Source organism: Bradyrhizobium sp. LTSPM299 (assembly GCF_000938235.1).
Classification (GTDB): Bacteria; Pseudomonadota; Alphaproteobacteria; order Rhizobiales; family Xanthobacteraceae; genus Bradyrhizobium.
Genome location: NZ_JYMU01000013.1, coordinates 499,595 through 506,952, shown reverse-complemented (window position 1 = coordinate 506,952; position 7,358 = coordinate 499,595). Strand labels below are relative to the sequence as shown.

Genomic DNA, 7,358 nt, shown 5'->3' with positions numbered 1-7,358 from the left:
GAGCCAGATCGTGCGCGCGAAGCGTTTGATAGTCATTTGGCCCGCGCCAAATGGATGACCGAACATGGATATCACCAGCTGTTACGTGGCGGCGCCCTAAGCTAGGGCCGCAACGATCACGTACGGCTCCCGGCATTGATAATTGGGTGGATCGGTGATCGTCTCGCGTTTATGAGCCCGATCCATCGTTGGGTAGTCCGTGTATCCCTCGGCACCAAGACCAGCGGCGCTTTGAATATTTCCGGAAACCAAGGGCGGCGAGGAAATTTTTCGCGAATGCGCCAGCCACGGTGAGGCATCGCGCCGGGGCTACTCTGCTAATGTCGGCAGCAAATTCCTCAAGCGTTCGCCGCTGTTCACCAGCGTCTTTTTCAAGCATTATTCAACGAACACGGCTGATGGCTACCTAAGTGCCTGAGTTTGCTGGCGCTCCCTAGGGGAATCGAACCCCTGTTTCAGCCTTGAGAGGGCCAGGTCGATCCGCTCGATGATCATCCTGAAAGAGTTCGGCGATCGAGACCTATAGATGTCAATCCCAACTCGTCTGCACTGGCAGGCGTGACCGCACCAGTTTCGCACCAGAAACGACCCAACCGAACCGCAACGAACGCGATCGGATTGAGACAAAAAGACAGCGACATCAACGAAGCCGATCGTTATCCCGCCGCTCATAACGGTCTAGTTCGAGGATGGCTCTCACAGAGGCAGAAACAGCCTAACCGCAAAAGTTTCCGCCCTCGGCTCCGTGTCTAAGAACGAGCATCGCTGTGGCAGTGGCTCAGTCAGCAACGTCCCAGCCGCTTCGCCGACCGCTAAATCACGCTCCAAGCTAGCCGAATGCCGCACCCGGCCTTTGGGCTCATTTCCGCACTCGCTCTTTTCTGCTTACCTTCAATTCCGCTTCAACCAACATGTAGATGCACGGAGACATTCATGACGCAGCGTTGCCTAGTAAACTCAACAGTAGCGAAACTGGATAACTACATTCTGATTGACGCTTGAGCGGTCCAAGGAAGTGCCATGTCGCCACGTTCGCCCCTTCCCGCCCGCTATCCTCCGACTGCCGCCTGGCCTGCGGTTATGAGCGCTGACTTAGCTGCTGCATACCTTGATTATCGCGACACAAATGAGTTAGCGCGCGGCGTGAACCGAGGTGAAGCGCCCCCACCAGTGGGCTATCACGGCATTGGACGCACGAGAGAGCCAATCTGGTTGAAGGCAGCCATTGACAACTTCCTCGAGCCGGATTCGGCTGGTCCAGCGAAACAAGATTTGGCGTCCCTCGTATGAAACCGCCTTGCACCGCATTGAAGCTCCCGCGCTATTGCCGGCGAAAGCCGCTGAAGAATGGTCGATGGGCATACTTCTTTGAGCCGCCGACCTGGGCGCGCGCGCAGGGTTGCCAAATTGAAGCTGAAGCGTTGGGGCAAGATTATGCCGCAGCCGTCGATCGGTTGGAGAACGTCCTCTTGCCGGCCTTCGATAGCTGGCGGTCTCGCGGCCTAACCGACATGGTCCCGGCAGCTGTACAGCCAGGTTCGTTTGACTGGCTAGCGGGCGTGTTCAAGGCGCATCACAAATGGAGAGAGATCGACCACAAGACACAGCGTCTTTATGAGCAAGGCTTGTCCCTGTTCGCCAACCACAGGCTCAAGGATGGCATGCGAGCTGGCTCGAAGCAGATCTCGGATTTCACGAAAGTTTTCGTGGACGCGATCTATGCGAAGTTGCTGGTCGTCGAGGAAAGGGACGCAGACGGCAACATCGTAAGGCGAGAGCGCCGCCGCTTCGCGAACGCCGCGATGGTCGCTTGCCGGCGGGCGTGGTTCGTCGGTCAGCGTGCGGAAGAGAAGAAGGTGCCAGCTATCAATCCGTTCTCGCGCATGGGGCTTATGGCACGGGCGCCTGGTCAAGCTGTGCGCGACACGCCGACGGCGACCTGGGAAGAACTCGTCGCTTTCCGTGCGGCTGCGAAAGACCTTGGATATCAATCGGTCGCGACTGCCGCTCTTGTGACGTGGGAATGGCTGCAACGAGAAGAGCACGTCTTCGGCGCTTTCGAAATCACTCACTATCGACCGAAGGAGCGCCCGAACAGCGTCAGGATCGTGCACCCCAAGAACGGCGAGGAAGCTTGGTGGCCGCTGTTTGATGAGGCCGGTGAAGCGCTTTTCCCTGAGCTGATGGCCGAACTCGACGAAATCAAGAAGATGGCGGTCTCAGGCCTCGTTTTCCGGCGGGATCATGCGCACCGCAGATCTCGCACGCCGCTGCCCTGGATCACCGAAAAGAAGGATCTCCGCTATCTCCGCGGCGTGGTGAAGGAAATCATCCGGGCCGCCGGTCTCCGAGAAGAGCTGTCGTTCACCTCATTTCGCCACGGTGGCTTCACAGAGGGAGCCGACAGCGATCTCACGGATGCTGAATTGCGCGCAGCCGGGCGGCACCGATCCTCGAGGCAAATCCCGACATATGCGAAGCGCACGCGTAAACAGCTCATTTCAGGCACAAAGAAGCGTCGCGAAGAACGAACAAAGGCAGCCGGTTTGTCGGAATAGCCGCTGACCGCTTGTCGGAATGGCTCTCTCGAGGGGTCGTCAAGCCTTTGAAAAGCTTGGTGGGCGCACCAGGGCTCGAACCTGGGACCCGCTGATTAAGAGTCAGCTGCTCTACCAACTGAGCTATGCGCCCGGAACTGGTCCGGAAGTCACCCTCGCGAGAGGGCGTCGTTTAGCAAAGCGATCCCGGGATGTCCAGCAAACCGGAGCAAGTTTTCCCGTCTTTCGGCAGCGTCGCCGATAAATCAAAAGCCGCCGGATTCCGGCGGCTTTTCCGAGGCTTAGCGAGGGCACGATAACCGGCTCTCAGAGCCGGCCCGATCGCTCCTGATCCGGCCCGCGATCGCGGTCGAAACGATCGCGTCCACGGCCGCCGTCACGATCCCCGTCGCGCTCGCCGCGGTGGTGCTGCCAGCCTTCACCACCGAAACGGTGCTCCATATGGGTCAGCATGGTCAGCCGCCGCTTCTGGTTGTCGTCGAGCGTCTTGTAGAGCGGATCGGCGGCATCGGCGATCTTCTTCAGCGCGGCCGCGGTCGCGCCCATGTTGTCGGCACGCTCGCGCAAGCGCGCGACCGGATCATCCGCCTTCTGCGGCTTGTCCGCATCGGCCTTCTCTGCGGCCATCCGCGCATTGGCGCGGTCGAGGCGCATCTTGGCGAAGTCGCGCACCGCGGCTTCGATCGGCGGCCACAGCTTCTCCTGATCCGCCGTTAGCTTCAGCCCGGCGTGGACGGCGGCGATCCGCGCGTCGAGGAAGGCGGCCCTGTCCTCCGGGTTCATCCGGACGTGATCATGCGACCACTGACGATGCTGGGCATAGACCGCGGTCGAACCGGCGATGGCGAGCGCCGCAACGCCGGCGAGTAGAACTTTCTTCATACGAACCTCCTTTGAAGGTTGCTTGAAGATGAGGCCGCCGCCCCGCGGCTTCAACTTACGGATTGGACAGAGAGACCTCTCTTACAAAGATGTAATCCCGCTTCGTTGCCCGTCAGAAATGTTCCGGAACTCACTGAACCATTCCCAACAATCGCGGCAGCCACAGCGAGATTTCCGGCACGTAGGTGATCAGGCCGAGGAACACCAGCATCGCACACAGCCACGGCAGCACCGCGATCGTGATCTCGCTGATGCCCATCTTGGCGATACTGCTCGCGATGTACAGATTGAGCCCGACCGGCGGATGGCACAATCCGACCTCGGTGTTGACGATCATCAGGATGCCAAGATGCACCGGATGAATGCCAAGCTTGGTCGCTAGCGGAAACAGGATCGGCGCCATGATCAGCAGGATCGAGGACGGATCCATCACGTTGCCGGCGAGCAGCAGGATGACGTTGACGACCAGAAGGAACATCCACACCGAGAAGTTCTTGTCGACGATCCAGGCCGCCATCTCCTGCGGGATCTGCTCGTGCGTCATCAGGAACGAGAACAGCACCGCGTTGGTAATGATGTAGAGCAGCATCGAACTCATGGACGCCGCCTGCAACAGCACCCGCGGCACCTCGGAGAGCTTGAGCTCCTTGTAGACGAACACGGTGATGAAGAAGGCATAGGTCGCGGCGACCGCGGCCGCTTCGGTCGGCGTGAAGATGCCGCCATAGATGCCGCCGAGCACGATGACGATCAGCGACAGTCCCCAGATGCTCTCGCGGAACGCCTTGAACTGCTGGCCGATCGTCGCCCGCTTCATCTTGGGATAGCCGTTGCGCTGTGCGACGAAGAAGGTCACCGCGGCCAGCATCAGCGCGAGCAGCACGCCGGGCACGATCCCGGCCATGAACAGCGCGCCGATCGAGGTGTTGGTGGAGACGCCGTAGAGCACCAGGATGATCGAGGGCGGCACCAGAATGCCGAGTGCGCCCGAGGTCGAGATCACGCCGACGCCGAAACGCTTCGGATAGCCGTGCTCGACCATCGCCGGCATCATGATCGAGCCGATCGCCACGACAGTGGCGACGCTCGAGCCGGAGATCGCCGCGAACATCGCGCAGGCCGCGACGCCGGCAAGCCCGAGTCCTCCTGGCAGATGGCCGACCAGCGAGGTCGTGAAATCGATCATCCGCCGCGCAACACCGCCGCGAGTCAGGAAGGTGCCGGCCAGGATGAAGAACGGAATCGCCATGATGCCGAAATTGTCCAGGCCTGAGAACAATTTCAGGCCGACGCTCTCGATCGGCACCTCCGTCATGGTGAACAGGAAGGTGAGCACCGACAGGCCAAGCGAAATCGAGATCGGCATGCCCGTCAGCATCAGGGCAAACAGCAGTCCGAAAATAAGGGCGGCGCTCATCACGCTTCTCCAAGCGCGATCGGCGCAGTCTTGCTGGTCTCGACGCCGTCAACATGGGAGGCGTCGTGGTGCGGCAGCTCGTTCGTCCACCAGTAGTTCCAGCACACCTGCAGGAAACGGAAGCACATCAGATAGGAGCCGAGCGGAATGCAGCCATAGACAATCCAGCTCGGGATCTCGAGATCCGGCGAGACCTGGTCGGTGTGCATCAGCTCGAAGACGAACTTGGCGCCCATGGTGCCGACGATCGCGGTGAACGTCGCGCCGCCGAGCAGGCCGAACATGACGACGATCTTGCGCCAGCGATCGTTGAGGCGGTTGATCAGGACGTCGACCCCGACATGAATGCCGGTGCGCACGCCATAGGCGGCGCCAAACTTCGCCATCCAGATGAACATGTAGATGCAGAGTTCCTGCGACCAGGCGAGGTTGATGCCGAACAGATACGGATAGAGCACGGGAACATCGACCAGGAAGCGGTGCACCACGGTGATGAAGGTCAGCAGCGTCGCCGCGCCCATCAGGCTCGCGATGATGATTTCCTCAAGCCGGTCCAGAATCTTCAGCAGCATTCATTCCCCCGTCATGGCCGCCCCTCCGGCCAGAGCAATTTCTGCCTTTCCCCGTGCTTACGGGGAGAGGCACAGGCGGCCGTCGGCCGCCGCCCTTAAGGACGCCGATGCGAAGCATCGGCTATGGTGAAGGGCTCCATCCGCGCGCACGGTGACAGTTGCGCTCGCGGAGACTCCCCCTCACCCAAAATTCAAGCTGTGCTTGAATTTCGACCTCTCCCCGCACGCGGGGCGAGGTGACTCCCAACCCTAGTTCATCGGGCCGCGGCCGGTTTCCTTGAGGAAGTCGTCGATCAAGGGCTGACCGACGCGTGAGGCGACGTCCTTGTAGACCGGCATCATTGCCTTGCGCATCGCCTCGTCCTGCTCCGGCGTCAGCGTGACGATCTCGGTCTTGCCGGCCTTCTGAATCGCGGCCAGCGCGTCCTCGTTGTCCTTGGCCGACTGGCCGTTGCCGAACTCGGTCGCTTCCTTCATGGCCTTGGTCAGTTCGTCGCGAATATCGCCCGGCAGACCGTCCCAGAACTTCTTGTTCACGATCACGACGTAGCCGATATAGCCGTGATTGGTCACGGTGGCGTATTTCTGCACCTCATTCATTTTCTGGGTGTAGATGTTCGACCAGGTGTTCTCCTGGCCGTCCACGACGCCGGTCTGCAGCGCCTGGTAAACGTCCGAGAACGCCATCACCTGTGGGATCGAGCCGAGCGCGCGGAACTGGGCTTCCAGCACCTTCGACGACTGGATGCGGAATTTGAGGCCCTTGTAGTCAGAGGGCGCGAGGAGCTTCTTGTTCGCGCTCATCTGCTTGAAGCCGTTGTCCCAGTAGGCGAGACCGGTCATGCCCTTGGAGTCCAGCAGCTTGAGCAACTTGGCGCCGAGCGGGCCGTCGGTGACCTTGCGCAGCGACTTCAGGTCGGGGAGGATGTAGGGCAGATCGAAGACCTCGAATTCCCTGATGCCGATCGGGCCGAACTTCGAGTTCGACGGCGCCAGCATTTGCACCGCGCCGAGTTGCAACGCCTCGAGCTCTTCCTTGTCCTTGTAGAGCGTCGAGTTCGGATAGATCTCAACCTTCACCTTGCCGGCGGTGTACTTCTCGGCGAGCTCCTTGAACTTGTCGGCCGCCTTACCCTTCGGGGTATCCGCGGCCACGACGTGGCTGAACTTGAGGACGATCGGCGATTGCGCCGACGCCGGCCCGACAAAAGCCGCTCCGGCAAGAGTCAGCGCCGCGATCGACGCCGCGGCCAAAATGAACTTACGCATGTTTCCTCCCGCGTAATTGCGGAGCACGAACCACCGGCCCCGGGACATCCGGTCGCACCAATACAGAGAAGCGGCTGCGAACGCCATTGCCCCTTTAGCAGGGTCCGTTTGCGTGATTGCTGCACTGCAAAAAGCGTGCGGCGATACCTTGCAGGGCCACATCGTCGGTGTCATCGCCTGGCATGTGCGCAATTGCGCACAGGCCGGGCGATGACAATTGTGAATGGGAACGTAGGTCCGCATTCTCGCGACATGAATCGCCCGAGCTTTGCATTTCGTTTGCCCTCTTCTTAAGCAAGGGCGCAGGGAATGCCGGGTGCACGCTGCACCCGCGGTCTCGTGTGCAAGAGTAGAAAAGATAACGCACACGAGCATACAGGTTCAGCGGAGGCACTCCGGCATTCCCTGCGCGATGGCTTTACGGCTTATACTTGCTCTCCCCGGCGAGACCGGGCTTGTTTGTCACCGTCGTCCGCAAGACGCGCATGCGCCTTACGAACTTTTGCCTGCCACTGGGGCGTCGGGACCACACGATTTCACCGTCCGCCTTAGGCGTGCTCGTCAGTTACACGCCCGGCGTCCACCGTATCCCACCGCGCGTTCGTGACGTGCGCTCGCCCCTCATCGGGTGAGACGGGATATCTATACACTGAGTTGCCC

Annotated in this window: 5 protein-coding genes, 2 tRNA genes and 1 pseudogene; 2 read left to right on the top strand and 6 right to left on the bottom strand. The window is 60.5% G+C overall.

The features are described from left to right. Nucleotides 1-105 (top strand): annotated as a pseudogene (locus UP10_RS45735) (DUF2285 domain-containing protein); the annotation flags it as partial. A 319-nt stretch (nucleotides 106-424) separates the two neighbouring features. Here UP10_RS45735 and UP10_RS44050 read toward each other — a convergent pair. Continuing rightward, a tRNA-Glu gene (locus UP10_RS44050) sits at nucleotides 425-489 on the bottom strand. Nucleotides 490-1,286: 797 nt separating this feature from the next. Here UP10_RS44050 and UP10_RS10375 point away from each other — a divergent pair. Then, nucleotides 1,287-2,558: a site-specific integrase gene (locus tag UP10_RS10375; protein ID WP_156179739.1), complete on the top strand. Its 1,272-nt coding sequence runs from the start codon at nucleotides 1,287-1,289 to the stop codon at nucleotides 2,556-2,558. A 57-nt stretch (nucleotides 2,559-2,615) separates the two neighbouring features. On the opposite strand, the gene UP10_RS10370 is transcribed toward UP10_RS10375, so the two are convergent. The 5 genes from UP10_RS10370 to UP10_RS10350 form a co-directional block, all read right to left on the bottom strand. Next, nucleotides 2,616-2,691 (bottom strand) — tRNA-Lys (locus UP10_RS10370). A gap of 173 nt (nucleotides 2,692-2,864) precedes the next feature. Further along, nucleotides 2,865-3,440, bottom strand: coding sequence for a Spy/CpxP family protein refolding chaperone (locus tag UP10_RS10365; RefSeq protein WP_044587260.1), 576 nt, complete (start codon nucleotides 3,438-3,440; stop codon nucleotides 2,865-2,867). A gap of 130 nt (nucleotides 3,441-3,570) precedes the next feature. Then, complete coding sequence (locus UP10_RS10360) at nucleotides 3,571-4,857, bottom strand: TRAP transporter large permease (protein WP_044587183.1); 1,287 nt, start codon at nucleotides 4,855-4,857, stop codon at nucleotides 3,571-3,573. After that, on the bottom strand, nucleotides 4,857-5,429 hold the full coding sequence (locus tag UP10_RS10355) for a TRAP transporter small permease (RefSeq protein ID WP_044587182.1): 573 nt from the start codon (nucleotides 5,427-5,429) through the stop codon (nucleotides 4,857-4,859). The genes UP10_RS10360 and UP10_RS10355 overlap by 1 nt, the downstream gene beginning before the upstream one ends. A 249-nt stretch (nucleotides 5,430-5,678) precedes the next feature. Further along, entirely contained in the window at nucleotides 5,679-6,698 is a 1,020-nt protein-coding gene (locus tag UP10_RS10350; protein WP_044587181.1) for a TRAP transporter substrate-binding protein, read from the bottom strand. Between the last annotated feature and the right edge of the window lie 660 nt (nucleotides 6,699-7,358).